The sequence below is a fragment of the Paenibacillus cucumis (ex Kampfer et al. 2016) genome, assembly GCF_019748695.1.
Classification (GTDB): domain Bacteria; phylum Bacillota; class Bacilli; order Paenibacillales; family Paenibacillaceae; genus Paenibacillus; species Paenibacillus polysaccharolyticus.
The window spans coordinates 31,511-56,844 of sequence record NZ_JACLIC010000016.1 but is presented as its reverse complement, the minus strand read 5'-3'; the positions used below and the strand labels follow the sequence as shown (position 1 = coordinate 56,844).

Annotated in this window: 27 protein-coding genes; 8 read left to right on the top strand and 19 right to left on the bottom strand. The window is 45.9% G+C overall.

Annotation, left to right across the window (positions count from 1 at the left end):
• The first annotated feature begins 28 nt into the window (after positions 1-28).
• Positions 29-250 (top strand): DUF1128 domain-containing protein, encoded by a 222-nt coding sequence (locus H7T88_RS10105; protein WP_123065974.1) that lies wholly within the window; start codon positions 29-31, stop codon positions 248-250.
• A gap of 104 nt (positions 251-354) precedes the next feature.
• On the opposite strand, the gene H7T88_RS10100 is transcribed toward H7T88_RS10105, so the two are convergent.
• Together H7T88_RS10100 and H7T88_RS10095 are read right to left on the bottom strand one after the other, a co-directional pair.
• Positions 355-1,092, bottom strand: a complete 738-nt coding sequence (locus H7T88_RS10100) for a pirin family protein (RefSeq protein ID WP_221788311.1) — start codon at positions 1,090-1,092, stop codon at positions 355-357.
• A 150-nt stretch (positions 1,093-1,242) separates the two neighbouring features.
• Positions 1,243-2,247 carry an asparaginase gene (locus H7T88_RS10095; protein ID WP_221788310.1) on the bottom strand — a complete coding sequence of 335 codons (1,005 nt, stop codon included), beginning with the start codon at positions 2,245-2,247 and terminating at the stop codon, positions 1,243-1,245.
• 179 nt (positions 2,248-2,426) lie between these two features.
• On the opposite strand from H7T88_RS10095, the gene H7T88_RS10090 reads away from it, so the two are divergent.
• From H7T88_RS10090 to H7T88_RS10075, 4 genes are all read left to right on the top strand, one after another.
• Positions 2,427-3,128 (top strand): phosphatase PAP2 family protein, encoded by a 702-nt coding sequence (locus tag H7T88_RS10090; protein WP_221788309.1) that lies wholly within the window; start codon positions 2,427-2,429, stop codon positions 3,126-3,128.
• 131 nt (positions 3,129-3,259) lie between these two features.
• On the top strand, positions 3,260-3,517 hold the full coding sequence (locus H7T88_RS10085) for a GlsB/YeaQ/YmgE family stress response membrane protein (RefSeq protein WP_090924488.1): 258 nt from the start codon (positions 3,260-3,262) through the stop codon (positions 3,515-3,517).
• Positions 3,518-3,581: 64 nt separating this feature from the next.
• The gene (locus H7T88_RS10080) at positions 3,582-3,989 is read left to right on the top strand and encodes a YtxH domain-containing protein (RefSeq protein ID WP_090924487.1); all 408 of its coding nucleotides are present in this window, start codon (positions 3,582-3,584) and stop codon (positions 3,987-3,989) included.
• 83 nt (positions 3,990-4,072) lie between these two features.
• A complete protein-coding gene (locus H7T88_RS10075; protein WP_139168946.1) occupies positions 4,073-4,438 on the top strand; it encodes a DUF5665 domain-containing protein in 366 nt (121 codons plus the stop codon).
• Positions 4,439-4,461: 23 nt separating this feature from the next.
• On the opposite strand, the gene H7T88_RS10070 is transcribed toward H7T88_RS10075, so the two are convergent.
• The 11 genes from H7T88_RS10070 to H7T88_RS10020 all read right to left on the bottom strand — a co-directional run bounded on the left by H7T88_RS10070 (position 4,462) and on the right by H7T88_RS10020 (position 16,729).
• The gene (locus H7T88_RS10070; RefSeq protein WP_244159470.1) at positions 4,462-5,481 is read right to left on the bottom strand and encodes a magnesium transporter CorA family protein; all 1,020 of its coding nucleotides are present in this window, start codon (positions 5,479-5,481) and stop codon (positions 4,462-4,464) included.
• Between the two features lie 138 nt (positions 5,482-5,619).
• A complete protein-coding gene (locus H7T88_RS10065) occupies positions 5,620-6,393 on the bottom strand; it encodes a sigma-70 family RNA polymerase sigma factor (protein WP_090924486.1) in 774 nt (257 codons plus the stop codon).
• The gene (gene rsbW, locus H7T88_RS10060) at positions 6,390-6,842 is read right to left on the bottom strand and encodes an anti-sigma B factor RsbW (RefSeq protein WP_090924485.1); all 453 of its coding nucleotides are present in this window, start codon (positions 6,840-6,842) and stop codon (positions 6,390-6,392) included. Before rsbW ends, H7T88_RS10065 begins: the two co-directional genes overlap by 4 nt.
• An 18-nt stretch (positions 6,843-6,860) precedes the next feature.
• Positions 6,861-7,199, bottom strand: coding sequence for an STAS domain-containing protein (locus tag H7T88_RS10055; RefSeq protein WP_090924484.1), 339 nt, complete (start codon positions 7,197-7,199; stop codon positions 6,861-6,863).
• Between the two features lie 87 nt (positions 7,200-7,286).
• On the bottom strand, positions 7,287-8,963 hold the full coding sequence (locus H7T88_RS10050) for a response regulator (RefSeq protein WP_221788308.1): 1,677 nt from the start codon (positions 8,961-8,963) through the stop codon (positions 7,287-7,289).
• 16 nt (positions 8,964-8,979) lie between these two features.
• Positions 8,980-9,852, bottom strand: a complete 873-nt coding sequence (locus tag H7T88_RS10045; protein ID WP_090924482.1) for a CheR family methyltransferase — start codon at positions 9,850-9,852, stop codon at positions 8,980-8,982.
• 69 nt (positions 9,853-9,921) lie between these two features.
• Positions 9,922-13,647: a response regulator gene (locus tag H7T88_RS10040; RefSeq protein WP_221788307.1), complete on the bottom strand. Its 3,726-nt coding sequence runs from the start codon at positions 13,645-13,647 to the stop codon at positions 9,922-9,924.
• Complete coding sequence (locus tag H7T88_RS10035) at positions 13,644-14,813, bottom strand: PP2C family protein-serine/threonine phosphatase (protein ID WP_221788305.1); 1,170 nt, start codon at positions 14,811-14,813, stop codon at positions 13,644-13,646. The genes H7T88_RS10040 and H7T88_RS10035 overlap by 4 nt, the downstream gene beginning before the upstream one ends.
• 363 nt (positions 14,814-15,176) lie before the next feature.
• Complete coding sequence (locus H7T88_RS10030) at positions 15,177-15,521, bottom strand: YflT domain-containing protein (protein WP_090924479.1); 345 nt, start codon at positions 15,519-15,521, stop codon at positions 15,177-15,179.
• A 93-nt stretch (positions 15,522-15,614) separates the two neighbouring features.
• Positions 15,615-16,151 carry a hypothetical protein gene (locus H7T88_RS10025; protein WP_221788303.1) on the bottom strand — a complete coding sequence of 179 codons (537 nt, stop codon included), beginning with the start codon at positions 16,149-16,151 and terminating at the stop codon, positions 15,615-15,617.
• Between the two features lie 68 nt (positions 16,152-16,219).
• Positions 16,220-16,729, bottom strand: coding sequence for a DUF948 domain-containing protein (locus tag H7T88_RS10020; RefSeq protein ID WP_090924477.1), 510 nt, complete (start codon positions 16,727-16,729; stop codon positions 16,220-16,222).
• A 222-nt stretch (positions 16,730-16,951) separates the two neighbouring features.
• Between H7T88_RS10020 and H7T88_RS10015 the strand changes: the two genes are divergently transcribed.
• Both H7T88_RS10015 and H7T88_RS10010 read left to right on the top strand, forming a co-directional pair.
• Complete coding sequence (locus H7T88_RS10015; RefSeq protein WP_090924476.1) at positions 16,952-17,116, top strand: DUF1328 domain-containing protein; 165 nt, start codon at positions 16,952-16,954, stop codon at positions 17,114-17,116.
• Between the two features lie 375 nt (positions 17,117-17,491).
• Positions 17,492-17,986, top strand: coding sequence for a hypothetical protein (locus H7T88_RS10010; RefSeq protein ID WP_090924475.1), 495 nt, complete (start codon positions 17,492-17,494; stop codon positions 17,984-17,986).
• Positions 17,987-18,091: 105 nt separating this feature from the next.
• Here the strand turns inward: H7T88_RS10010 and H7T88_RS10005 are convergent, their stop codons facing one another.
• Positions 18,092-19,021 (bottom strand): cation diffusion facilitator family transporter, encoded by a 930-nt coding sequence (locus H7T88_RS10005; protein WP_312027602.1) that lies wholly within the window; start codon positions 19,019-19,021, stop codon positions 18,092-18,094.
• A 245-nt stretch (positions 19,022-19,266) separates the two neighbouring features.
• Here H7T88_RS10005 and H7T88_RS10000 point away from each other — a divergent pair, with 245 nt between their 5' ends.
• On the top strand, positions 19,267-19,455 hold the full coding sequence (locus tag H7T88_RS10000) for a hypothetical protein (RefSeq protein WP_090924473.1): 189 nt from the start codon (positions 19,267-19,269) through the stop codon (positions 19,453-19,455).
• A gap of 107 nt (positions 19,456-19,562) precedes the next feature.
• On the opposite strand, the gene H7T88_RS09995 is transcribed toward H7T88_RS10000, so the two are convergent.
• The 5 genes from H7T88_RS09995 to H7T88_RS09975 all read right to left on the bottom strand — a co-directional run bounded on the left by H7T88_RS09995 (position 19,563) and on the right by H7T88_RS09975 (position 25,251).
• The gene (locus tag H7T88_RS09995) at positions 19,563-21,188 is read right to left on the bottom strand and encodes an ABC-F family ATP-binding cassette domain-containing protein (protein WP_090924472.1); all 1,626 of its coding nucleotides are present in this window, start codon (positions 21,186-21,188) and stop codon (positions 19,563-19,565) included.
• A gap of 257 nt (positions 21,189-21,445) precedes the next feature.
• On the bottom strand, positions 21,446-22,501 hold the full coding sequence (locus H7T88_RS09990) for an MBL fold metallo-hydrolase (protein ID WP_221788300.1): 1,056 nt from the start codon (positions 22,499-22,501) through the stop codon (positions 21,446-21,448).
• A gap of 92 nt (positions 22,502-22,593) precedes the next feature.
• Positions 22,594-22,866 carry a hypothetical protein gene (locus tag H7T88_RS09985; protein WP_221788333.1) on the bottom strand — a complete coding sequence of 91 codons (273 nt, stop codon included), beginning with the start codon at positions 22,864-22,866 and terminating at the stop codon, positions 22,594-22,596.
• Positions 22,867-22,873: 7 nt separating this feature from the next.
• Positions 22,874-23,908 (bottom strand): cytochrome d ubiquinol oxidase subunit II, encoded by a 1,035-nt coding sequence (locus H7T88_RS09980; protein WP_090924469.1) that lies wholly within the window; start codon positions 23,906-23,908, stop codon positions 22,874-22,876.
• Positions 23,905-25,251: a cytochrome ubiquinol oxidase subunit I gene (locus H7T88_RS09975; protein ID WP_090924468.1), complete on the bottom strand. Its 1,347-nt coding sequence runs from the start codon at positions 25,249-25,251 to the stop codon at positions 23,905-23,907. The genes H7T88_RS09980 and H7T88_RS09975 overlap by 4 nt, the downstream gene beginning before the upstream one ends.
• Positions 25,252-25,334: the final 83 nt, after the last annotated feature.

Genomic DNA, 25,334 nt, shown 5'->3' with positions numbered 1-25,334 from the left:
TCCGGAGATGGAAAGGATGAAGTTAACGATGGATTTAACACAAGCAACAGCAGAAAATATGGAATATATGATTGAAGCGATCAAAACCAAGCTGCGGATGGCCAGTGGTGCCGCGATGCAAGCTTCAGCGTTCCCGCTTGAGAAATATGAAGATTTGCAGGATTTGTACGAAATGGTGATGAGCAAAGAACATTTGAGCATCTCCGAAGTAGAAGCGGTTGCTTCTGAACTCGGTAAACTCCGTAAATAAACTTCTCTCTCCACATGTGATCTTCACACCTGGCACAAGATGAGCAACAAAAAGGACCTGTCTTACATCAGAACACTGATGCAGGACAAGTCCTTTTTGTTGTATTAAGGAAGATCCACAAGTACGAATTCAGCAGGCTCGCTGCCCGTACTTGTCATTTGTAAATCACAGCTTTTACGGATACGGGCCGCATCTCCGGGCTTGAGATTAAAGTTTCCATCGGAACACTGCATTTCGAGATGTCCGTTAATGAGAAACAAATGTGTACGACGCTCCTCATGTTGCGGAAACATTAATTTCTTTCCTGACTCCAGCTTGGACAGATAACAGGTAACATCCTGAGCGATGTGGAGTGAGTTTTCTTCTATCGATTCATCCGTTTGGCCAGATGCACCTGACACAACTGGACATAGCCGATTGAGCTGGGCGGACTCTTCTATTTTCCGATAAACATAAGATGGCTTCAGCATGCGCTGAGAGGGCAAAAACCACATTTGCAAGAAACGTACCGGTTCATCCGTGGCTGGATTGGTTTCGGAGTGCTCTACGCCTGTGCCTGCACTCATCACCTGAACTGTCCCCGCTTCGAGCAACTGTTCTGTGCCCATACTGTCTGTATGTTTAAGCGTGCCTGATATCACATAACTGACAATTTCAAGGTCGTGATGTGGATGTTTCTTAAAGCCTTCTTGCGGCATCAGTATGTTGTCGTTGTGGGCTAACAGACAGCCAAAATGAGCATTGCTCGGGTCCTCATAATCCGCAAAGGAAAAGCTGAATTCGCTGTGTATCCAACCGCGATCCGACGTGTGTCTTTCTTCCGATGTCACTACTTTAATCATATTCATCCACCTCCAGAGGATTGGAACTGCCGTATGGCAATAATCCATGCGTGTTCAAAATGATATAGGTCAATACCAGTTGGTATGTGATCTTTACCCGGGGTCCGGTCATTCTAATCACGTTCCTTCTAAAGGTTACACGCTATCTTTTCATGAGTGGAGCACAAATTCACTATCCATCCGACCCACTATAGTGCCTGCATCATTACGAATGTCTGCAGAAAATACTTCTGCTAGACGAGCAATGGTTTTGGGATTGGAGTAGTTCAGTTGCTTCAATATCGATTGTGCAATGGAAGCCCATTCTTCCTCAGAGCCATCCAGCACTTTGAAGGTGATGCCCAATCTTTCTTTTTTCAGTGCAAAACCAAATACACCCTTGAATCCGCCTTTGGCAACAATATTATCGTCTTCCAGCAACACCGAATCCACCCGATTCTGACCACCGACCATCAGAGGGTGCTGATTCATAGCCGAAGTGATCGTCTTTACAGCCATGCGTGTAGGCTCATCTGCAATCAGGTCAGGACATGCGAGCTTGAGATATGCATTGGCCAGTGCAGACAAAGGTAGCGAAAATACCGGAAAACCACAGCCATCCGTCCCTAGTTGAATCTCTTTTTCTTCAATGCCTGCGAGACCTGCCAGTGTTTCTAGGATTTCTCGTTGCACTGGATGATCCGGCTCGGCATAGCTGCCCAAATCAAGTTTTCTCATCTGACTATAGCCCAGAATGCCCAGATGTTTCCCCGAACAGTTATGCAATATTCTGCGTTTCTCTCCTTGCGCCCTCAACCAGTTATTGCGGCTTTCTTCACTAAGCGGATAGCTTGGTGCACAGATCAGACATTCCTCACCAAGTCCGATTTTATGAGCCAGATGCTCCAGCACTTGAATATGCTCCGGCTCAGAGCGATGTGATGAAGCCATGATCGCAATCTCTTGTGGCTTAAGACTATAATGTCGATCAATTCCGGCCCGAATACCTGGAATCGCTTGAAAAGGTTTGGCCGATGAACGTGTGAACGCTCTGAAATGAGGATCACCAGCCGAATATACAACCCGGCCATGCTCATCTGTAATACATATGTGTCCGTAGTGAGCGCATTCCATCACGCCCGCACGGTATTCTTTAACTAACATAGCACTCTCCATGCATGTTTCTCTCCTTCATACTCCCAAATTCATCTCTGCTTTGCTTCACGGCGCCGCATGGGATATCCTCATTAGTATAGTACAAAAACGACGGTTTTACAGTTTTTTCGACAGTCGTTTCGGGTAAAGCTTTATCAGCCTTACTGAAGGACTACTCTTTATAGAAGGGGATACGTTTCATGCTACGTAATTCTCAACATCTATCATCTGAATCATCTCATGTGATGTCTTTGCAATCTCTGCTGAAATACGCCCTGATTGCTTCACTGCTAAGCTCAGCTACTGTTTTATTATTGGCTGGTGTTGGAGCCTGGCTGGGTCTGGAACGTTTAATTCGACTGGACAGTCAAGTTCAGCAAATGTTTTATCTCCACTCGCAATCCCGTCTGTCTCTGCTACCCTACACTTCCTTCATCACGGCACTGGGTTCATTTAAAATATCAGCACTTGCTGCAGCAGGGTTCGCACTATTATGTTTCTTACAGCGTCATCCCAGAACGATGATGTATGGTTATATCATCTGCGCAAGTTTCGGAATGATGTGGATTTTGAACACGTTTTTAAAAGAAATCTTTAGACGAAGCAGACCCGAACTGGATCACCTTCTCGTTGTGCATGGATATAGTTATCCCAGTGGTCATGCCATGATTTCGATGGGTTTTTACGGTATGCTTTTTGTCATCTGGGCCATCGAATGGAAGAAACGGGATGTACTTAGAAGATGGCTTCCTGTCATTTGCGGTATTCTATTTGTTCTGTTGATCGGCGTGAGTCGGGTTATGCTGGGGGTTCATTATCCTACCGATGTTTTTGCCGGATTTGCCGCAGGCTTCGTCTGGATTGGCTGTATGATTCAGGGAATAAAACACCCTGACATTTGATCCCCTGTATCTAATTTCCAGCTTATTCATCGGACAGTTAGTTGTTTCACCATGTTGCACGGCGTTTATATACGAAGTAAGCAAACGCGAACAGACAACATCCTGCATCAAGTTGAAAGGAGGCGGTTGTTATGTGGGGCATTATTATCAGCATTGTCATGGCAATCATTATCGGTTTGATTGGAGATGCACTTGCCGGTCATAACATGCCGGGCGGCGTGATTGGTGCGATGATTGCCGGATTCGCCGGAGCCTGGCTAGGAGCACTTTTGCTTGGTAACTGGGGACCGGTTATCGGTAACTTTGCCGTCATTCCCGCCATCATTGGTACAGCGCTCTTTGTTTTCTTGCTGGGGCTTGTGTCCAGACTGCTAAGACAGGCTGCCTGATTCGGGTTAGATGGTGTTCGTTGTTTCGTATTTGTTTCCTAAATTAATGAAGGAGTGATTAGACATGAATAAAGCAGAAGAGCAATATCCTGTACAAAGTGGTTCGACTTTCGCCAAAGGGATTTTCATCGGAGGTTTGTTGGGCGCTGCAGCTGCCCTGTTATTCGCCCCTAAACCAGGACGCGAATTGCGTGGTGATCTTTCTGAAAAGGTAGGTATGGTGACTGACCGTACAAAGGAAGTGGCCACTGTTGTTGGTGACAAAGCTTCTGAAATTGCCAAAACGGTATCTTCCAAAACGTCCGATCTGGCAAGAACAGTAAACCAAGGGCGCAATGACGTTATGGATTCCGTAAGAAAAGCTTCAGCAGATGTTGCTGAGGAAGCAACACGTGCATCTGAAGAAGTGGCTGCCGCTTCCGTAGAAGCGAAGGAAGATGCGCGTAAACAATTGAACTCGACAAGCCTGTAAGGCCTGATGAGATCGAGCAATGAATAGCCAGCTGCATTCCAGCTGGCTATTTTTTATCCAAAGCGAACGGAGGAATGACAGATATGAGTAAAGTCACGATTAATGGCAACACCTCAGTACCGGGAGGAACACCTGCACAGCAGTATGATACCAGTGAACATCCATTCGAATTGCGTCACGAGGTCAAGCGCCTGAACACACGGCTTGATCAGATTGCCGACAGTCTGGAGAGGGCTCAAATCAAAGACATCATTGAAAATTACAGTAGTCCCAAGAAACGAATCATTACCAACTTTACAGCAGGTATGGCTCGTGGACTTGGATTGACCGTCGGGACGTTTGTTGTGCTCGGTTTGCTTGCCTTCATTCTTAGCCAATTTGTCAATATGCCTATCGTGGGTCAATACATCGCCGACTTGCTCGGTTACATTGAGGATTACAAAAAATAAAAAAGGAACCGCCCAGTCTGTGACTATCGCGGTTCCTTTTTTCCTCTGTCACGGTTTCCCCGAGCGGAGGACTGTGCAGATTTTACTTTTAACAAATCCCCTGTCCATCCTTTCATCATCATCCATATATACATACTGATCATGCTGCAGATGATGAGTGCAATAACAAGCACGACTCCCCATGTTTTGTCGATCAGGGGCAAATTCTCAAAATTCATCCCCCATATAGCACCTGCGGCTGTTGCAGGTGTGAATACGGATGTCACAATCGTCAGTGTCTTCATAATTTCGTTGCCGCGTACGCCTGATATCGCGTTGTCGATCGAGATTAAGGTATCAATCTCCTTTTCATAATGCTGGAACAGACACTCCATTCGTTCAACGCGGTATTGAAGTTGCTGATAGAAGCGATTCTCTGTAATTTCTTGAAGATAGGCTTCCCGGGAAGCGGCCATTAATTCGGTATAAGGAATGAACAGGTTACTCCAGTACAGCAATTCGAAGCGTGCTGCCAGAATCTGATCCATTAATGTCCGCGCATTCCGTGATTCCATTCTCCGTTCCAGGTCACGCAGATTCATCTCAAAATGATCCATACCGACATGGTAATAATGTAGAATGGCCCGAAAAAGCACAAACATACCTTCTCTAGCCTGCGTACATTGGTGCAACATGTGCATTCGTTCGCCCGATTTCATAATGCCTCTCGTATTGTCGTCCAAATTAAGCGTGACCAAATTCTGCTTGTCGACATAAAAAAACATCTGATTATCTCTTCGTTGATCTTCTCTCTCATTTTTTACAGCATATAAAAACGAGCCAAAAATAACCGCATCTGTGCCATTAAAATAACGAACGGACAAGTAGTTCGATTCGGCTTCCGGTATTTTGCTTAGCCAGTATTGCATCTCTGGAAATGACTGTTCCAGATCACGAAGTGCGCTCTCCATACTACTAGAATCCGGAGCTACCCAATCCCACCACTGCCAATCTTCGGAGCAGGATAACTGATCACGCCGAGCTTCCAGTTTGATTTGGTCCACCTGACATTCCTCCTGAACATGTTTTATTCTATTGCCACTAAATTTTCCTCTCAATCAATTCAAAAAGGACACGTATGCATTCCAGTGCAATACCGTGTCCTCGTCAAGCCGTATTGGGGCAACAATTAGAATAATGGTTCATAGCAGAGAAGCGTTAGACATAATCTGCTTCAGTTTCTCCGTAGCCCTTTTCTGAATCCGGGAGACGCTCATCTGCGAGACACCCAGTTTCTGGGCTATAGCCCGCTGTGACTGTCCATCCTGAAAGGCTAAAATAAGTACTTTCTGTTCTTGTTCCTTAAGCTGGCCTAATGCCTGCTGCAAATCCATTCGTTTTTCCACCGAATCAAAGTCATTCACATCCGCGCTGATCAGTTCTCCTAGTGTCGCAGCACTGTCATCCTGAGATAATGGAGAATCCAGAGAAACATAGTGGTAACACTCCCGACCAGCCAGAACTTCAATCGTTTCCTCCGGAGTAAGATCCAGGTACTCAGCAATCTCATTAACCCCGGGTGAACGTTCCAGCTTTACCGTCAGCTCATCAATGGCATGTTGCACCAATGCCCCTTTTTCCTTGATTCTTCTCGGTACTTGAATGTACCATGACTTATCCCGTAGATAATTTTTCATATGACCGATCATACTTTTCATCGCATACGGTTCAAATGGAATCCCCAGATTGATATCATATTGCTTCAACAATCGGATCAATGCCATTTGCCCTGTCTGGTACAGATCCTCGTATAAATCAGGTCGATTCCGGGCAATTTTACCCGCAGCCATTTTGACCATCGGCTCATACTTGCGGATCAGAACCGTAGCGATTTCGTTGTCCTGTGTTTGTTGGTATTCCCAGATCAAACCAATCGCTTCAGACATGGACTCTGGGGGAGTCACTTTCTCATTCATACTTTCTCCTCACTTTTTGCAAGACGTTTTACGAGTACTACTTTCGTACCTTTGCCCGTCTCACTTTCAACACTGACATCATCCATCAAGGCTTGCATCAGGTAGAACCCAAGTCCGCCAATCTGAGCGTCTGTCAGTTCTTTGTCATGAAGTCCGGAACGTGTTGCGGCTGGGTTCACATTCTCGAAGCTGGAACCCTCGTCTTTGACAGTGATCGCGAGCATCTCACCATCTACTTCAAAAACGACTTCAACCATACCGCCTTCATGAGAGTAGGCATACAATACGGAATTGTTACAGGCTTCGGATACAGCAACCTTCATATCCTCAATGTCTTCATAAGAGAATCCCATTTTGGACGCAACACCATATAGATTAAGTCTTACAATATCCACATATTCAGCTGTCGCCGGTAAATTCAGCGTAATTCTTTGGACTTCTGCATTCATTCCTTTTTCGATCCTTTCCTATTGGGAATTCTTCTGTGTAACAAAGAATTTAGCTATACCCGTCATATCAAAAAGTTTCTGAATTTGCGCAGGAACTTCCTGTACTTCAAAGCGAGCTTCCATTCCATGTCTGGCCTTGAGAACAGATAACAGGATACCAATCCCTGTGCTATCAATGTACTTCAGATCTTTCATGTTAATAATCAGATCCTGCTCCTTGTTGTCCACGAGCGGTTCCATTACCAAACGGAAGTCAGGAGCAACCGACAAATCCAGTTCGCCAGTCAAATACACTGTGCATACACCGTCATGTGTTTCGGTTCTTGCGTTGAATTTTTCATTTTTATTTGTATTCATTAGACATCTCTCTCCTGATCAATGGTTTCCTTACCTTATAACCCAACTTACGCACGAGTGAAACAGGAAACATAACTGGTAAAAACTTCAATTGGCCTGATTCATTGCCGAACCACCCGGATTAATAACCTGGCGTTTCTTCTGATAATGGGAAAGTTTCTGTTTGACACTGCCCATTTTCACCGGCTTACTGATATAATCGTCCATTCCTGCCTCGGTACAGCGTTGCTGTATACCTTCCTTTACGTTAGCTGTCATGGCTATAATGACAGGTTGTTGCTTCTGAGACACGCTTGCGCGTATTTTTCTCGTACATTCCAGACCATCCATCACTGGCATCTGCAGATCCATAAAAATAAAGTCATATGGCGACGAGCTTTCGAGCACCATGTCGAGAGCCTTCTGCCCATCTTCCGCAATATCTGAGAGAAGTCCAAGCTTGTGCAACATGATGGCCATCAACTTCTGATTGATCGGATGGTCATCCACGATTAATACCGTTGCATGTTTATCTTCATGATTAACGTCTGTCAGCTTCTCTTCGCCGCTACCCTGGACCAGTTCCGTTTCAATGTAACGCTTGGCCTGAATGGTAAACACGAAGGTAGCCCCCCGCTTTTCAGAGATATCAAGATAAATCTGCCCACCCATCATTTCGACCAGTGTTTTACAGATGGCAAGGCCAAGGCCAGTTCCACCATATTTTCGAGTCATGGACGTATCAAGCTGAGAAAACGGCTGGAACAAGCGATCCACTTTCTCAGGTGCGATGCCTATTCCTGTATCTTTTACAGCAAATTCCAATGACATATTGCCGTCCTTCTCTTCGTTCACAGACACAATGAGATAAACACCGCCCTGCTCCGTAAACTTCACCGCGTTGGCAATCAAATTCAGCAGCACTTGGCGGAGGCGTGCCATATCTCCATAGATTAATTCAGGCACAGCATCTTCAAGGAAAAAATCCAGTTCCAGACTTTTCTTACCTGCTTCTGCAGCGAACAGACCGAGCACTTCACGTATGCAGGAAACGAGTTCAAATGGATGCTCCTCCAGCTCCATTTTGCCGGACTCCATTTTGGTGAAATCTAGAATATCATTGATTACCGTGACGAGTGCATCGGCACTGCGGCGAACGATATCCACATATTCCTTCTGATCTTCCTTCAACTCGGTTTCCATCAACAGGTCAACCATGCCAATGACTCCGTTCATGGGCGTACGAATCTCGTGGCTCATCATGGCCAGAAACTCCGTTTTGGCATTAGCCGCAATCTCGGCTTCTTCTTTGGCCTGTACAAGCTGCTGATTCATTTTCTCCAGCTCCTGCGTCTTCTGGTGAAGCAACATTGTCTGTGTCTTTAGTCTTTTGTTGGAGATAAACATCTCTACAAAACCCTCGATTTTGGACTTCAAAATCTGGGGAATAAACGGTTTGACCATATAATCAATGGCTCCCGCTGAATATCCGGCAAACAAATGCTCAGCCTCTCTGCTATTCGCGGAAATGAAGATGATGGGCACATCTTTGGATTTGTCTCGTGCCTTGATTAATTTCGCTGTCTCAATCCCGTCCATCCCAGGCATCTGCACATCAAGTACAATGACCGCAAATTCGTCTTTGAGCAGACACCGGAGTGCCTCTTCTCCGGAATTTGCCTTGACGAGTTTGTATTGCTCTGATTCCAGAACCGCTTCGAGCGCAAGCAGGTTCTCAGGGCGGTCATCTACCAATAATATGTGGATTGGTTCATTGAGCCCCATAACTAAGCCTAACCCCCTATTTGATTTTCCGGTATATTTTTTCGGTCCGGTCTAACGGCTCATAGGCATCACTATATTCTGTAAAATGAATGGATTCTTTCGATCCCAGAACGAGTATGCCAAAGTGGCTCAAGCTCTCATGAAACAGCCCGTGCACATGGTTCCGCAGCTCATCGTTGAAATAGATCATGACATTGCGGCAAAAGATAACGTTAAACTCATTAAACGACCTGTCAGTTGCCAGATTATGTTCGGCAAAAATAATGTTTTTCTGAAGAAACGGGTGAAATATAACGGAATTATATTTCGCTGTATAGTATTCGGAGAAGGCTTTCGTGCCCCCTGCCTCCAGATAATTTGTTGTAAACAACTTCATTTTCTCAATACCGTATACGCCTTCCTTGGCCTGTTGCAGTGAGCGGTCATTCATATCCGTTGCATAGATTCGTGCCTTGTCATACAGACCTTCCTCATGCAGCATAATTGCCATGGAATACACTTCTTCACCCGTAGAGCAGCCTGCATGCCATATCCGAATATAAGGATAGGTTCTCAGAATAGGAATGATCTTCTCCCGAAACATGCGAAAAAGCGATGGGTCTCGGAACATTTCCGTTACCGGAATGGATAAATTCTGTACGAACCGTTCAAACGATGAACGATTGTGCAGTACCTTTTCCTGTAGTCCGGATATGCTTTTCACTCCTTCCGCATGCGCATAATGCCATATTCTTCTTCTTAGGGATGGCAACGCATAATTTCTGAAGTCATACCCATACAAACGATGCATTCCTTCCAGCAGCAATTCAATCTCGATCAGTTCCCGTTCTTCATCTTGCGGTATACGGATCGTATCTGCTCCCGTCTCGTTAGGTTCCCACGGTGTCATAACTTCTCTCCACTTCGTCTTTGGTTACTTGCGTATGCGTTATTCTCCTTCATTACCCAAACCATACGCTTACGAATACAGCCATACCCGCATTAACGATAACAATTGATCGGTTTGAATCGGTTTTTTCACATAATCGGATGCCCCAGCCTCAATACATTTCCCTCGATCCTCTTTCATCGCCTTGGCTGTGAGGGCAATAATCGGCAATTTATCAAATTTCGGGTTCTGTCTGATCCGTGTCATCGCCTCGTATCCGTCCATCTCTGGCATCATCATATCCATCAGCACCAGATCAAACTCCGGATTTTTCTCGAGTGCCTCCAGCGCCTCACGACCGTTCTCAGCAAATGTAACATCCATACGGTACCCTTCAAGCACACTGGATAATGCAAACACATTTCGAATATCATCATCGACAAGCAATATTTTTTTACCTTCGAATAATGTTTCTTTATTATGAAGCTTCTGCAAAATACGGCGTTTGTCCTCTGGCAGGTTGGCTTCTACCCGATGCAGGAACAATGTCGTTTCGTCCAATAATCGCTCCGGTGACTTCACGTCTTTGATAATAATCGATTCCGCATATTTACGAAGTTTCATCTCTTCCTTGGAATCCAGCTCTTTACCCGTGTAAATGATGATTGGCAAATCATTCAGATATTCATCATCCCGAATCTGATCAAGCAATTCGAAACCTGTCATATCCGTTAGCATCAGATCCAGTACCATACAATCGTAACGCTGGCTGTGTAATTCATTCAGTGCCTCTTGCCCTGTAGAAACAGCCGTGATAGCCACATCATCATGACCGATCAATTCAATGATTGCTTTGCGCTGAATTTCATCATCTTCAACGATGAGCAGTCGTTTTAATTGATTTTCCGTATAGGATTGGATATGGGAGAATGCTTTATCCAACGAATCTTTGCTGGATGGTTTTTTCAGATATGCGATGGCCCCCATCATCAACCCCTGTTTCATATCATCCACAACCGAAATAACATGCACCGGGATGTGACGTGTTACGGAATTACTCTTCAGTTCACCCAAGATCGTCCAACCATCCATCACAGGTAGCTGTATATCCAGAATGATCGCATCAGGCAAGTATTCCTGAGCCATCTCCAGTCCAGTATCTCCCTGAAGGGCAACCAATGCCTTGAAGCCGCGGCCTCTCGCCATGTCCATCAGAATATGAGCAAATTTCACATCATCTTCGATGATCAGCAACGTTTTATCACCTTCTACGATGGTGTTAGCATCGTCTTCTATTCGTGACAGCTCTGCACTGCGAGCAGGCGATAATTCAGCCATACGACTTTCTTCCGGTTCAGATGCCAAAATGGATTGTTGCGGAATACGGACAGGTTGAATATCCGGCACCAGCGTTTGTTGTTGTTCTGAAGATACTGCCGCTTCTCTTGTTGCCTTTTCCTCCGCCCATTCAACCTCTTCATGATTATCCGGCAGGAACAGGGTAAAGGTGCTTCCCACGCCTTCTGAAGATTTCACCTGTATTGCCCCACCAAGCAGACGTGCCAATTCTCGGCTAATCGATAAACCAAGACCCGTACCGCCATATTTGCGACTCGTCGTACCGTCTACCTGCTGGAACGCTTCGAAGATCAGATCCGTCTTGTCTGATGGAATGCCAATGCCGGTATCTTTGATGCTGAATCCAAGATATTGCTGATTCGTATTCAGATATCCAGGCAATTCCTCTGGCTTCATACGCTTTGCAATCAGACTTACCGAACCACGATTTGTAAACTTGAATGCATTCGATAACAAGTTCCTTAAAATCTGTTTCACTCGATGACTGTCTGTATAAATCCATTCCGGTAGGGAACTATCAAAATCAATATTTAGATCCAGTTCCTTCTTGTTAGCCATCGGACCAAAGTTCTGGGTGACAAAGCCCGTTAATTCATCCAATCGGACGGTTTCGTAGTTGATGTCCATCTTGCCTGCGTCTACTTTAGACAGATCGAGAATCTCATCAATCATCTTCAGCAAATCTGCACCTGACATATAAATGGTTTGTGCATATTCCTGCTGTTTGCTGCTGAGATTGCCATCCTTGTTCTCCGACAATAACTGAGACAATATGAGCAGACTGTTCAGTGGAGTACGAAGTTCATGCGACATATTGGCCAAAAATTCTGATTTGTACTTACTGGTCATCGACAATTGCATCGCCTGTTGTTCCAATTGTGTCTTCGTTTTCTCTATTTCATCATTTTTCTCTTCCACTTCACGTACCTGTTCTTCAAGCGCACGCGTTTTGGCAATCAGTTCGGTATTAAAATGTTCCAATTCCTCCTGCTGACGCTGTAGCAACTCCTCAGAACGTTTAAGCGCATCCGTCTGTTCTTCCAGATTCTCATTGGAACGGCGCAATTCTTCCTGTTGTGTCTGCAGTTCCTCGGATTGCACCTGTAACTCTTCCGTAAGCGCCTGCGACTCCCGCAGCAACTCTTCCACACGAAGACGTCGCCGAACATTATTGAGGATGACACCCAAATTCATAATCAACTGACCGAACAACTGCTTGTGCATCTCATTAAAACCTTCGAACGAAGCCAGCTCCACCACACCGATTAATTCGTCTTCAAACACAACCGGGTAGATCATAATTCCTGCAGCTCGCGCAGAACCCGAAGCAGAACCAATGCTCACATATTCGTCAGGTGTATGATCCAGCACAATTGGACTCATATCCAGGGCAGCCTGACCAATCATGCCTTCCCCGATCCGATACACCTCTTTACCGAGCTCCCCATTTTCTTCAAAAGCATATGAACCATAACGTCTCAGCTCATCCGGATGCTTCTCTTCGTCAATCAAATACACCACACCAAGCTGTGCACCAAGCACAGGTGTAAATTCACTGATAAACATCTGGGAAATTTGACGAATGGAGCCGATTCCCCGCAGAAGTTCGGGCACTCTCGCAATGTTGGAACTCATCCAGTTTTGATCCTGCTGAGCCTGTACATAGGCTTTCTCGATCTCAAGCTTCTCTTCCAGATCGTTAGAGACTTCTTTGAACACGTTGGCAATCTGACCGATCTCATCCGTGGACTTGATTTGAATCCGGCGGATGGTTCTATATCGCCCTTTGCCAAAACTCGTAATCATCATCGACACTGTATTCAGCCCACGCGTAATGCTAGGAAGCACCCACAGGATGACTCCCAAGGCAAGCAGTAATCCCGCGACCATAATACTGATCGTAATCTGAACCGCTCTGGTATATGCAGCGTTGGCATCTTTGATCTCGGCATCAATCTCCTGATCCTGATAACGAGACAATGCATTCAAGCTGTCCACCGTTTCCTTCTGCACCGCAAGTCCAGTGGAATTACGATAACTGTTAGCGTCCTCCACCCGTTTCTGGGACATCAAGCTGGTTATTCTTGTTGCATAATTCGTGTAAGCATCCCACGCATTATTCACACGGTCTACAAGTTGATGTTCAGAAGCGGTATCTGCCCGGTCTCTCACCTGTTCTAGATAACGGACACCTCTGTCCTTCATTTCCTTCAGATCTGCTTCTGTCGCGCTGACCGAATTGCTCGGGTTTAACAACAAGTTAGCTAGCACTTTGGCAATATCATTGACTTCTCCACGTGCCGCGGAAGTAAATCGCACCTTGAGATAACGTTCCTGATACATCTGATCGATCTGTTTATTACTGCTGTTAAGCCGCTCGTAGCTTACAAAAGTAAGAGCAATCATAATGGCCATCAAGGCGGTAAAACCAATCAGCAGTTTATTTCTGATTTTCATTCCGTTACCGCCCCTTTATCTAGCGTAATCCATACGAGACACTTATCATCATCCCGTTCCGGATTCAATTCATCATCGAAGAACAATGCCTGCATCGCCTCTTCATTCCATACATGGGAGCCTCTTAATTGCTCTTTCAAAAATTCCAACTGTTGCTCCTGATCGCCCTGAACGGCTTCAAGCAAGCCATCCGTATACAGCGCAATATGTCCATCGCCTTCGTAATGAATGGTCTGCGGTTCAATATCCATTTTGTCGAACAATCCCACTGGGTAGCATACGCTGTCAAATGAAGTTACACTGCCGTCACTGCGGAAAAACAGAGCTGGAGGATGCCCGGCATTCACATAATCAATCCGTTTCATACGCGTGTCTACGACTAAATAGATCGCTGTAAAGTAGTACTGCACCAATTGTTTTCCCAGATGCAACTGGTTAAAGCGACGATTTAACTCCTGAATAACCTTCTCCGGGTCTACATATGTCGTCACTGTATCCTTAAGCACAGATGCGATAAACATCGTGAACAGGGATGAAGATATGCCATGTCCCATCATGTCCAGAAGCAAAACCCCGTATCGTCCCTCTCCAAGCGGGAACCAGGAGTAAAGATCACCTGCGAGCTCAAAAGATGGTTTATAGATGGCATGTACCTGAAACAACGGATCTTCGATGGCATGACTCAGCACGGCACTTTGCACCATTGCTGCCAGTTTAAGCTCATCCTGAATCCGCTGGTCACGCTCCTTGTGCCAGTCTTTCTCCTGTTTCAGACGTAAGGCCAGCCGGATTCGGGCCATCAATTCCACTTTGTTAATCGGCTTCGTTACATAGTCCGATGCACCTGCATCGAGCGCTTCGGCCAGCTTCTTGGAATCACCAATCGCAGTCACCATAATAATCGGGATATCTTTCAGGTTTTCATATTTTTGTACAATACTGCATGCTTCGATGCCATCCATTTCAGGCATCATCATATCGAGCAAGATCAGATCAATATCCGACGGCTTGGGACGTAGTTCGCTGTTATCTTCACCAATTCCCAATACTTCGAACATCTCCATAGCTGAGCTTGCTGTCACAATATCGCGGTAATTTTCTTTTTTCAAAATTTCTCGAATGATAATGACATTCGTCGGATTGTCGTCAACAATAAGTATTCTCATTTCTATCTCCTTATCTTTGGCGTCCGGGTTTGTCGATAGTTATCTATTCAACGAACAACCTTATTTATACAAAATTTGCATCTAGAGCGGGCAGTAGACATAACAATTCATAGTCTAACTATAATGATAAATCCAGAAAATGACTATCAGCAAATCAAACCATTAGAGGTAGCTTTCCCTTGATTTTATGGTTTTTGCACCGGTTTATACCAAGGGTTTGGCCCATGACTGAGGCAGAACTTGCAAAAACATAGATAAGGAATGGGGTTTCCCCCATTCCTTATCTATGTTTTTGATTAAGTCTGTCCCGGTTCACCGCAGGGCACTATTTGATATAACACTCCTGCGCTCAGGATGTACATATTAGTCTTTCTTTTTGGCAATGATCAGTACCTTGCCTTTATCCAATTCACTTTCATAGAAATCAGCCTCGGCTTCGGTAAAACCCATCGATACGATTTTGGCCCGAAGTTCGTCACCGCGTGAACGGAACAGATTCGCCATGGAATCAAATAAACCTTCCTCCTTGATGCCAATCTCGTTAGCATCTGCGGTATCTGCAATGCGATCTGTGCGATCCTTCTCATGGGCAAGAACGAAGATATGATCAGCTAAGTATCCAGTAGTCTGCAGTTCTTTCACCGCTTCTACTGCTTGAACTCCGTTTTCTACCACTTTGGCATACGCCTGTGCATTGGTTGAATTCATCGTTTCCACTCTCCTCTGATTAATCTTCTTTATCGCGCTCTTATAGTATATAACCATACTATTTTACGTTGAAACGGAAGCTGGATCAGAATCTCAGGAAACCGTATCGTCGAAAAAGTCAACAGCGTCAATCTGGTTAGAGCCTGATTTCATATATACTTTAATCGCGTAATGACCACGAAGAAACACCTCGCCATCCTCAGCAACAGCGTAAGGCTCGCCCAAGATTTGATGAATAGCATCCATGTGCATTGGGACAGACTCCCCATTCAAGTTCAAGTAGTTATGCGAACCATCCACACGTATGAACTGAATCATGTCTGTGTCTTCACATATCCCAACATTCACATGACGAAAATGATATTCTGGACATCCCATATAAGGATCTTCTTTGATGGCATCTGGCTGACCTAACTTGGCAAATAATTCATGCTTTCCATCCTCTAGTGAAACGCCATTCAGAGTCCGAAACTGCTCGAACGTCTCGGAACGATCCATAGCCAGAGTCATCTCTGGCTCCTGTTCCTCCATTACCGTCCATTGCATGTCGTGAGCAGCTGGTGTTGCTGCCGGTTGAACGGAAAAGGGAGAAATTACGCTAAACATAGTCACTAGCAGTAGTTTCATCATGATTCTCACCCTTTCATCAAGTTCATCACCGCCCTGAAGGCTTCACCAATTTTCAGAGAGCAGTCATGTTATTTACGCATCCGTTGCCACACATTAGCGGCAAGATCAATATAATTCATCCAGTTCTTCCCTCCCTTTGTTTTATCCTGATATGTAGCTTCGTAGGATTGCACGGTGCGCTCCGCAGGCGTCGCAGGTGGAGCTGTTACCTGATTGGATTCGGACGTTTTGCCTGCTTCTGCTTTGGATGGTCTATTCTGAAATCGGGTCATCAGTGTAGTGGACACCTGCTTGGCAGCTGCCGTTACTTCACTCAGAACTTCTCCCAAATTCTCAACGGATTCCATTACCGGGTCAATCTTCTTCATTTTGTGCTGTACATCAGCCGTAATGTCATTGGCATGTCGTACTGTCTGTTTTACTTCATAACTGAGTTCATCAATCGTTTTTTGTACTTCCTGCAGTGTCTGAGAAACATTGTCCAGTGAGCTCTGGGCAGATTTTAACGTGCGAATCAAAAAGAAAACCAGTACAGCAAATGCCACTGCAATAAGGGCCACGCTCAGTTGATAGATCATAAAAGAACCTCTCTTTCCATGGTTGCGTTCGGTTTTGTTATTGCTATAGTTACCCGAGGCTTTCCCGGGCGAAACAAAAGAAAAATGGTCCTCCAGCGATGTATAGAAGAAGAAAAAAACACCATGTTTCAAGTCATTGGACCTCGGTTAAGGTTAGACTACACAGGGCAGTGAGACAGCACAATTCACGCCACAAACTTTAACACGAAAGGATGAATTCTCATGTTAAAATGGTCTGTCATATTTCTGATTATTGCACTGGTTGCCGGAATTTTCGGGTTCTTCGGGATTGTAGAAGCGGCTGCTTCGATTGCAAAAGTATTGTTCTTCATCTTTGTAGTACTCTTCGTTATTTCCCTCATTACGGGACGAAGCCGAATGCGATAAAAGCGGATGTCTGAATCTGATGATTGCATTACATACGAAAGCCGATGATGCCTCCGGGCACGTCGGCTTTTGTGCGTTCCAAGACAGGTACACCTACCTATTTTTCTATATTTATGTATTACACTCCCTCCTGCTTTATTCCAAAATACACCGCCGAGGAGTCCTGAAAAACAGGACTTTAATGATATAGCCAGCCCGATTTTATGCCTCGTAAGTCTGATTTTTACAGGCTTTCTATTTACCCACATATGCGCCAGTTGACTCTGGAGGAACCAAGAAAAAATTGTTATAATTTGTGATTCATAGACCAGCTTGCTTGGTTACTTTTAACACAGGACATCAAAAACTACATATTTAACCGAGGAGGAAAAACAAATGAAAAAAATCGTAAGTTTTGCCGCTGCTTTAACATTGATGGGTTCCATGGCTGCCGCTGCAGGTGCTGAGGAAGCGGTTACCGGCACGGTAACACCAACAACTTCCGGTACTGAAGCAACTACAACTTCACCGGCAACAACAACGCCGGCTGTAGAAGTAAACAAACCTGCTGTTCAGACTGTTGAAGGCAAGGTTGAAACTGTAACAGGTAGTACCTACAGTGAGAATGGTAATAATCCTGTGCCTGGATCTGACTTAATGTTTGACGAGCCAATTGTAAAACCGGGTGACGAAGTTCTGATGCCGACAATGCTGCTCAACTTGCTGGAGCGCACATGGTTCTATGATGCACCAAACGGTAAACCGATCGGTGCTCTGAGCGCGCAAGTCGTTGATACAACAGGTGAAATTGTTGACGGATTCGACGGCGGAGAATGGGTCCAAGTATACACTTGGAAAGGTAAAGCTTGGATTCACGTTGCGATTCAATAATATCGTATAATCGTTTCTAACATAAGTAAAGAGGACAGTACGCCACATTCGCGTCTGTCCTCTTTTTGATATATCTATTTTGTGAAAACTCCTGCTTCAAGCGATTTATGACAGATGTGTTTCTTCAGATCGAGGCTCTACATGTACATGAACGTGCATAATGTTATGCGAACGTTTCAGTCGTGCCTCCACCTGATTACAGATTTCATGACCTTCTACCAGTGTTAATCCCCCGTCCACTTCAATGACTACATCTACCAGAACATGGCTGCCATGTACTCGTGCCTTAACATCCTTGATCATTTCTACACCAGGAACCCGGGCAACGGCAGATCTCAGATCCGTTAATTGCTTTTGATCAAAGCCATCGGTAAGCAGATGAGTCGAATCACGGAAAATTTCCCAGGCTGTTTTACAAATTAGCAGACCTACCAAGATAGCAGCGACTTTATCCAGCCAAGGGAGTCCGAATTGTGAACCAACGATGCCAACAGCAGCACCGATACTCACCCAGGCATCGGACCGGTTATCTTTAGCCGCCGCGTGCAAAGCCTGACTATTAATTTTTTGGGCTAGACGCGAGTTGTAGCGGTACACCCCCAGCATAACCACAGCACAGATCAAAGCTACGCCGGCTGCCAATAGGTTCGGAGCAGTGTAATCGCCAGCATACCAGGATCGTACCGCCTCAACCAATACTTGAAGTCCTACAACCGCCATAATAAATGAGGCAAGTAATGCCGCAATCGTTTCGGCCCGAAAATGACCGTAGGCATGATCCGAATCCGGCGGTTTTTGCGATATGCGCAGGCCAACTAATACCGCGACAGAAGCCACAATGTCCGTAGCATTATTGATTCCGTCTGCAACCAGAGCGCTGGAAGCAAACAAATATCCACAAATCAGCTTAAATGCAGACAAAACGAGGTACGCCGCGATGCTGATCCAGGCTCCCCGCTCTCCTTTACGTATCTCTTCATAAGCGTTCAAGGGGACGACACTCCTTTTCACGTTTCCAATAACTAGTTTTTCCATGGTACCAAATGCAAGCCGTGTGGGTCTACAGAAACAGTGTTGCCGGGTAGCATGGCTGTAGGCAAGCCGAAACAAAGTTTCCAAGAGGCAGGGCTTTAGTGATGAAGAAACAATGTTGGTTCAGGTAAAACTGGTGGAAAGCGGCATTTTATCAGGTTGCCCTTGTGAGGCCTTTATAAAACGTATAAAATGAGTACATCCCGTCCAAATTGGACGGCTTACTGCAAGACCGGGAGGGATATATAATGAGCGAAAATAATGAACCGAAAAAGGTCAGCTTGCAAGACGCGATCCGTCAAAAGCTGGCACAAAAGAAAGAACAGCAAAACTCCGGCAACCAGTCGGGTGCTTACTTTGAAGGCGGCCCTAAAGCCATGAAGAGCCAGAACAACAAAAAGCCGAACAACCAGCGTCGCCGTACAGGCGGGTCTTAGGTTCGCGCCAGCATAAGAGCTGTATATCAGCATGAGCACGACAAAAAACCGCATGCCCTCCACTAGGAGGACTTGCGGTTTTTCGCTTGCACGTATTTAAAGTGGAATTAAGCTTCCACCGGGTACATTTTGTTGCGCAGTTCTTTGATTTCGTCGCTTTCCAGATATTCATCATAGCTCATTTGACGATCAATCAGGCCTGTAGGCGTGATTTCGATAATCCGGTTTGCGATCGTTTGGATGAACTGATGGTCATGGGAAGTAAACAACATCGTTCCATCAAAGTCAATCATACCATTATTTAGTGCAGTAATGGATTCGAGATCCAAGTGGTTCGTTGGCTCATCGAGAATCAATGCGTTTGCACCTGTCTGCATCATTTTCGCCAGCATACAGCGAACTTTCTCTCCCCCGGAGAGTACGCTAGCCTTCTTCTGGGACTCCTCACCAGAGAACAACATACGGCCCAGGAAGCCACGCAGATACGTTTCATCCTGATCTTTGGAATACTGACGCAACCAATCTACGAGTGTCATATCCACACCGTCAAAGAATTGGGAGTTATCTTTCGGGAAATAAGCCTGAGTTGTCGTCACACCCCAAGTATATTCACCGCTGTCCGCTTCCGTTTCACCCATGAGAATATCAAACAATAGTGATTTGGCATTTCCGTTCGGGCCAACAAATGCAATTTTGTCACCTTTGTTCACCACAAAGCTCACATCTTTCAACATTTCCACACCATCGACGGATTTGTGAATACGATCCACCGTCAGCAATTGTTTCCCTGCTTCACGCTCAGGTTTGAAGTTAATAAACGGATATTTACGGTTGGATGGACGAAGGTCATCCAATGTGATTTTGTCGAGTTGTTTCTTCCGGGAAGTCGCCTGTTTGGACTTCGAAGCATTCGCGGAGAAACGTTGAATAAAGGCTTGCAGCTCTTTAATCTTCTCTTCTTTTTTCTTGTTGGCATCCCGTTGCAACGCAAGAGCCAATTGGCTGGACTCATACCAGAAGTCATAGTTACCTACGTACATCTGAATTTTACCAAAGTCAATATCTGCGATATGCGTACATACCTTGTTCAGGAAGTGACGGTCATGGGATACAACAATAACGGTGCCTTCATAATCCATCAAGAAGTTCTCAAGCCATTGAATGGATTCGAGATCCAAGTGGTTGGTAGGCTCATCGAGCAACAGGTTGTTTGGACGGCCAAACAACGCTTGTGCCAGCAATACGCGGACTTTTTCGTTCCCGCTCAGCTCTATCATTTTTTTGTCATGCATGTCACGATCAATGCCCAGACCGATCAGGAGTGCCGCTGCATCCGGCTCAGCATCCCAGCCGTTCTGCTCAGCGAACTCCCCTTCAAGTTCACCTGCACGCAAACCGTCTTCTTCTGTGAAGTCTGCCTTCGCATACAAAGCATCCTTCTCTTTCATGATGGAATACAGACGAGCATGACCCATAATAACCGTTTCGAGAACCGGATACTCATCATATTCAAAGTGGTTTTGCTTCAAAACGGCCATACGTTCGCCCGGGGTGATGTGCACCTCTCCCGAGTTGGCTTCAATCTCACCGGACAAAATTTTCAAAAACGTTGATTTGCCGGCTCCGTTCGCACCGATCAGGCCGTAACAGTTGCCTGGCGTGAATTTGATATTCACATCTTCAAAAAGTGCACGTTTTCCGTAGCGGAGCGTGATGCCGCTTGTACTGATCATTAAGCATACCATCCTTTATTCGTTAATCTGCATACTGCATGAATAGCAACCTGCGTAAAATCATGGATTCAATATCCGATGCCTATTCTGGCACCATATTATAACACAAAAAAGCGGCAAATTCGAAAATCAGCCGCTTTTTACGGATTAAAGTTTTGGTAAATATGCTGTTCATGCACGTATGTTTATAGATTACCATATCTGGCTGGCTTTTGTTAGCCCAGTTGTTGTACTTTTCATGGAATTTTAATGAATACTCACTCGGTCTCATCAGCTTCATGTCGAATGCGAAGAGTCTCGCCATGTCCCAGCACCCGAATCCGTTCCTTGGCAATACCGAGCCGTTCTCGCTCCACCTCCAGCCGGTCCAGTGCTTCCTTGGGTGTGTCGTCCGCCAGCTTGAAGGTTCCGTAATGCATGGGCACCATAAGCTGTGAGCCTGTCTCCACGAATCCTTGCAAGGCTTCCTCTGGTGTCACATGCTGGGAAGTCATAAACCATTCGGGATCATACGCGCCAATCGGCATCAATGTTACGCCAATGTCGAAGCGTTCACCAATCGTTTTGAACTCCTTGAAATACCCGGTATCCCCGACAAAATACAGGACAGGTGGATAACCTCCTGCTTGTTTGTCATCGTGAGCTTTCTGGGATTCAGAAATTGCTGAAGCGGACTGTTCCGGCACTTCTCTTGCTGCCGCACTCTCTTCTGATGCATGTACGACATGATTTGGCTCCAATACGTAACCGCCCCAGTGGGACGTATTGGTATCAAATAACGTTCGGCGTGTCCAGTGCTGAGCAGGCACAAACGTAATCTTCACTCCACCAAGCACCATATGATCCCACCATTTCATCTCCTGACAACGGTGAAATCCCTTACGGATCATCTTGCGTTTCAAGCCGTCCGGCACAATCAGCAGTGTCTTCGATGTAATCAATTTGCGCAGGGAAGCCAAATGCAAGTGATCATAGTGTGAGTGAGAGATAAGGATGACGTCGAGCGGTGGAATATCCTGAATCGGAATACCGGGGTCACCCAGCCTGCGTTGGAATCCCATCTTTTCCGCCCACACCGGGTCGGTCACGATATTCAGTCCATAATATTGGATGAAAAAGGTGGAGTGTCCGATCCACGTGATCGTGGTTTCTTCCCGGTTGGCATGTAAATAATCCAGTTCAGGCTCGTGCTTCGGCACCTTGTAGGAATAGTCCTTTACTTTGCGGCGCCGCTGTTCTCTCCACTGCTTGAACTCCTTCAGCGTTTTGTCTGTACTGACATTATCGATATTGTTATAACGAATTTTGGGCATGAAGGGGCCTCCTCCCTTCCTCAGTTCTTAACATCAGATTACCCGTATCGGCAGTGGACGTACCACCTGACATAAGTACAGCGTCAATGTAATCAGTCCTTTGGATTTTTGCATACCGCCATATAGATAAACAGAAAGACAATCGCGGTCACCATAATCAGAGGTGGAGCATACATAATCGTAAACGTCTCAAAAAAGCTAAGCCCCGTGATGCCCGGTATGCCTTTCACCCCTTCTTCCAAAAGCGGATGCAAGTGCAATCCCGGATAAATACCTGCGGGCCATGCAGATCTCAACACCGAAAGTTGCAGGGGTAGCATAGCAGACAGCATATAGAGAATATTCGAAATCGTCGTCGCAAACATGGCGAAGTCATCCTTTCTTTTTCCCTGCGTTACCGCGTACATAATTGGCATCAAACAGGAACAGCTTCATAATCAGCACCAGAGATGGGATGAGCACCAGGAGCCCGAGACTGAATGCTGTGATCAGCGCAATCCCCATCGTTCGGTTCGTAAAGCTATCGTAGATATTGATGTACGGGTACAGAATATAGGGCAGATGTGAACGACCATATCCGTACCAAGCAAAGGCAAACTGGAGCATCACCGCGATAAAACACCAGCCCAGGTATTTCTCCTTCCACACAAGCGACACTGCGATAACAAAACAGATAAAGGATGCGATAAACATCCATGACATGTCCACCATACGCTCAAAGTGAGCCGGATTTTGTTTATTGATTTGCAGAAAAGCAAGAAAACTCGCAAAAATCGTGGGCAAGCTCCACAGCAGCGCATACTCCCGAAGTACGCCAAAGGCCGGTTCATCCCCGGCCCGCTTCGCGTAATAGGACAGGAACATCGCCGAAATGTACAGTACACTCACCAAAGCGAGCAATACAACAGACCATGTATAGGGATTTGTCAAAAATTCACGCCAGCGAAAGAACACCTTTTCGCCCACCTGTTCGATAATCCCGCCTTCGGATATCGCCAAAATGGTGGAGAACACTGCCGGGATCAGCAATCCCGTTGCTCCGTACAATGCCAGATAGATTCTGCTATTTTTTCCGTGGTTACCATAAGTATTGTAGGCGTAATACACTCCCCGGATCGCCAGTAGAACAATCGCCAGCGAACCCGGAACAAGCAGGGCTGTACCGTAATAGAACGCACTGTCGGGATAGAAGCCGACCAGCCCCACGACAAAGAAGATGAGAAACACATTCGTCACTTCCCACACTGGTGAGAGGTAGCGCTGAATAATGTTATGAATTTTGTTTTCATGTCCGGTCAATATGCTGTAAAAACTGAAGAAACCCGCGCCGAAGTCAATCGACGCCACGATCAGATAACCGAACAGAAACGTCCACAATATCGCGATGCCCGCAATTTCAAAGCTCAATGCACGATGCCTCCTTCCAGACCAAGCGAATCCAGTTCCTTCTCCGCTTCCTTGTTACGGAACAACTTGCTGATTACACGAATGCACGAGAAACACAGCACCAGATACAGCAGGATAAAAAGCACGAGCATCCACCCCACCGAAGTCGAGGTCGTCGCCGCCTCGGACACCTTCATATATCCGCGCAAAATCCAGGGCTGTCTGCCCACCTCGGCAAACATCCAGCCAAGCTCAATCGCAATCATCGCCAGTGGGCCGAGAAGCACAATGCCAAGCAGTAGCCATTTCGGATAAGGTTTGCGTCCGGGCAGCCAGCGGCGTAACACGTACAACACGGGGATCAGCAGGATAATGACTCCTGTTGTTACTTTCAGGTCAAACATATAATGAATGGACAACGGCGGCCTGAGATCGGCAGGATATTCTTCCAGTCCCTTCACTTCTGTATCCGGTCGATTACCAGCCAAAATGCTCAGCGCATAAGGAATTTCGATGGCATATTTGACCTCGTTGTTTTCATCGAGAATACCGCCATACACCAGCGGTGCTTCCTTCATCGTTTTGAAGTGCCACTCGGCAGCGGCCAGCTTCTCCGGCTGATATTTCGCCAGAAATTTACCTGAAGAATCACCGATCATGACGGTGCTGATTGCAAATACAAGCGCAGAAACGGTTGTGAGCTTGAGCGCTTTTTTGTAATACACATGATCTCGTCCACGTAGCAGACTGAACGCCGCAATACCCGCCAGTACACCCGCACTTAAGGTATAAGAGGAAGCAAGCACGTGGGATACTTTCGTTGGTGTCGCCGGGTTAAGCATCGCGGCAATCGGGTCAATATCCTTCATGATGCCGTTAATCAAGGTGAAACCTTGTGGCTGGTTCATGAACGAGTTCACGGTTGTGATAAAAATCGCGGAAGCGGATGAGCCAAGAGCGACCGGAATGAGCAACAACATGTGCGTGTATTTCTTTTTGAACCGATCCCAGGTGTACAAGTAAATCCCGAGAAAAATCGCTTCTACGAAAAAAGCAAATGTCTCCATAAAAAGCGGCAACGCAATCGCTTGACCAGCGACACGCATAAACATGGGCCACAGCAAGCTCAGCTGTAAGCCGATGGATGTGCCTGTGACTACACCTACGGCCACCGTAATGACAAAACCTCTCGCCCATCGACGAGCCAGCAAGGTGTAATGAATGTCATTGGTACGTAGCCCCCGCCATTCAGCCAAAGCAATCATGAGCGGAACACCTACACCAATGGAAGCAAAGATAATATGCACAAACAGGGTCAGACCGGTTAGAATCCGGCTGAGCAGTACGGGGTCCAGAGATGACATGGGTACACTCCTCTTTCAGCGTAATCGTTATCGTTGTTTGATTGTTTCGTTGAATCGTTATGGGTTATGTACATGCCTGAACG